Below are 2691 nucleotides of genomic sequence, written 5' to 3'. Positions count from 1 at the left end.
GGTTGGGTGATGGCGCGGCGGTGGGTGGCGACCCACTGGTGGGCGGAGCGGATCCGGCCGGGGACGCCGCTCTCGGTGAGCCGGATCATGGCCCGGTCGCCGTCGGCCGCTCCCGCCTCGATGCCGCGCCGGCAGCGGTCCTGCCACCACAGGATCGCCTCCAGCAGGTCCGACGGGGAGTCGGCCAGGCCGTAGGCGTCGCGGATCAGCCCGATCCGCCGGGCCGCCTCCGGGATGTCGGCGGTGCCGGGGCCCAGGTCGAGGTACTGCCAGCAGACGTGCGCCACATCGTGGACGCGCGCGCCGGGCGCGGCGATGTCCCAGTCGATGAAGGCCACCGGGTGCCAGGCGCCGTCCTCGACGGCGTAGACGGTGTTCTTCGGCGACAGGTCGTTGTGGCAGACCACTTCGTGGCCCTCCGCCAGCGGCGAGCCGCTGGTGAGGTCGTGGAAGGCGCGCACCATCTCGGCGACGCGCGCGAGCGCCGCGTCGGAACGGGCCGCGCGCCGCTCGTCCTCGGTGAGGGCGGCCCGGCCGTCGATGTGGTCCAGGATCTCCCGCCCTCGCGCGTCCACGCCCAGGTACCGGGGCGCGCCGGGCCAGGCGCGCCGTTCGAAGAGTTCGAGGAGCCGGTGGACGAACGGGGACCGCGCCGTCGGGGACCGCCGCACGGTCGCCCCGATCCGGACCACCTGGTTGACGAAGCCGCCGGGCAGCGGCGCCTCGTCGTCGCCGCTCACGGGGTCTGCCCCCGGCCGGTGGTGTGGATGGTCCGGGTCTCACGCCCCGGCCGCGGCCCCGACCGGGGGTCAGGCCGGCGGAGGGGTCTTTTCAGCCGGTTGAGCATTCGCCCGACCCTACAGCCGCCCGCTCCGGGCCCCTCGGCCGAGCCGAGGACGGCACGGCGGGGGTGCGTTCAGAGCAGGCGGACCGCGAGGTTCCGGGGTGCCCGGACGTGGACCGTGGCGTCGGCCCGGACCTCGATCTCCAGGGGGGCGCCCGCCACGCTGAGGCCGGCGACGTGCAAGGGTTGCAGGTCGATGCCGAGGCGGGGGGCGACGGTGAGCGTGCCGCCCGGCACGTCCGCGTCGAGGCCGAGCAGGGATCGCAGGACGTGGACGGAGGCGGCGGCGGCCCACGCCTGGGGGTGGCACGAGGCCGGGTAGGGCGCGGGGTGGCGGCCGTCGTCCGTGCCGTAGCCGGCGAACAGCTCGGGGAGCCGGGCGTTGAACGCGTCGGAGGCGCGGATCAGGCCGCCCGCCAGGTCGGCGGCCGTGTCGGCGAACCCGGCGCGGGCCAGGCCGTGGACGGCGATGGCCGTGTCGTGGGGCCAGACGGAGCCGACGTGGTAGCCGAGCGGGTTGAAGCCGCCCGAGGAGCTGCTCAGGGTGCGCAGGCCGAACCCGGAGTTGAGCTCGGGGCCCCCGAGGCGCTCGGCGAGCAGGGCGCTCTCGTCGGGGTCGAGGAGCCCGGTGCCCAGCAGGTGGCCGAAGCCCGAGGTGACCGAGTCGACGGGCCGCTTGTCGCCGTCGAGGGCGACCGCGGGGTAGGGGCCATGCTCGTCCTCCACCCAGAACGCAGCGCGGAAACGGGACTTGAGCCGGTCGGCCCACTCCTCCCACCGGTCGGCCCCCGGCCGGTCGAACGCCCGCAGCAGGGCCGCGCCGCCGAGCGCGGCCTCGTAGGCGTACGCCTGGACCTCGCACAGGGCGATGGGCGCGGTGGCCTGAGTGCCGTCGCGGAAGCGGATGGAGTCGCCCGAGTCCTTCCAGCCCTGGTTGGCGAGGCCGCGGCCGGTGGTGTCGATGTACTCCAGGAAGCCGTCGCCGTCCGCGTCGCCGTGGTCCCGCATCCAGGCGAGCGCCGCCTCGGCGTGCGGGAGCAGCGCGGCGACGTCCTGGGTGGCCAGGCCCCAGCGCCAGGCGTCGTGCAGCAGGGAGATCCACAGCGGGGTGGCGTCGATGGTGCCGAAGTAGCGCGGGGGCAGGGCGAATCGGTCGCGCGGGTCCTCGTCGCGCGGGTGGCGCACCTCGTGCAGGATCTTGCCGGGCTGCTCCTGGGTGAGCGGGTCCTCCGCGGTGCCCTGGCGGCGGGCGAGGACGCGCAGCGTGGAGGCGGCGAGCGAGGTGCCGAGCGGCAGCAGCATGCGGGCGGCCCAGAGCGAGTCGCGGCCGAAGAGTGTGGCGAACCAGGGCGCCCCGGCGGCCAGGAACAGGTCGGAGGGCTGCTCGGGGTCGGCGAGGAGGAGCCGTTCGAGGTCGCCGTGGGACTGGCTCACCCAGCGGTCGAGGCGGCGGTCGGCGCTGTGCACCCGGGGCGCGCGCCACGGGGTGCGCTCCGCCCCCGGGCCGGGGAAGAGCGGGGGCGCGGACTCCTCGGCGACGCAGACGAGTTCGGCGCCGAAGCGTTCGCCGGGGGCCAGGGCGACGTCGTAGCGGAGCAGTCCCCCTGCGGTGGCGGCGTCGGGCGCGGGGGTGGCCTCCAGGCGGACCGTGAGGCCCTGGCCGGACCAGACGAGCGCGTCCGCGGTGACGGCCGGGGGCACGGCGGGCTGGGCGATGCCGGACTTGACGAGGTCCATCGGCGCGAGGTCGGTCGCCGCCGCGACGGTGAGGGCGAACCGGGCGGGCAGCGCCCCCGCGTTCACCACCTCCAGGGTCTCGGTCAGGCGGCCCGCGGCGGCGAGCGCGA

General features: G+C 76.4%; 2 protein-coding genes. Both read right to left on the bottom strand.

The features are described from left to right. A partial coding sequence (locus tag ADY01_RS34730; protein ID WP_063784476.1) for a phosphotransferase occupies positions 1 to 740 on the bottom strand: 740 nt, incomplete at its 3' end. Positions 741 to 916: 176 nt separating this feature from the next. Then, positions 917 to 2691, bottom strand: a 1775-nt coding sequence (locus ADY01_RS34725; RefSeq protein ID WP_049580788.1) for an amylo-alpha-1,6-glucosidase, incomplete at its 5' end; no start/stop codon positions are given.

This window comes from Streptomyces sp. SBT349 (assembly GCF_001083795.1).
GTDB lineage: Bacteria > Actinomycetota > Actinomycetes > Streptomycetales > Streptomycetaceae > Streptomyces.
Note: the sequence above shows the minus strand (reverse complement) of the source record. Positions and strands in the feature narration are given on the sequence as shown.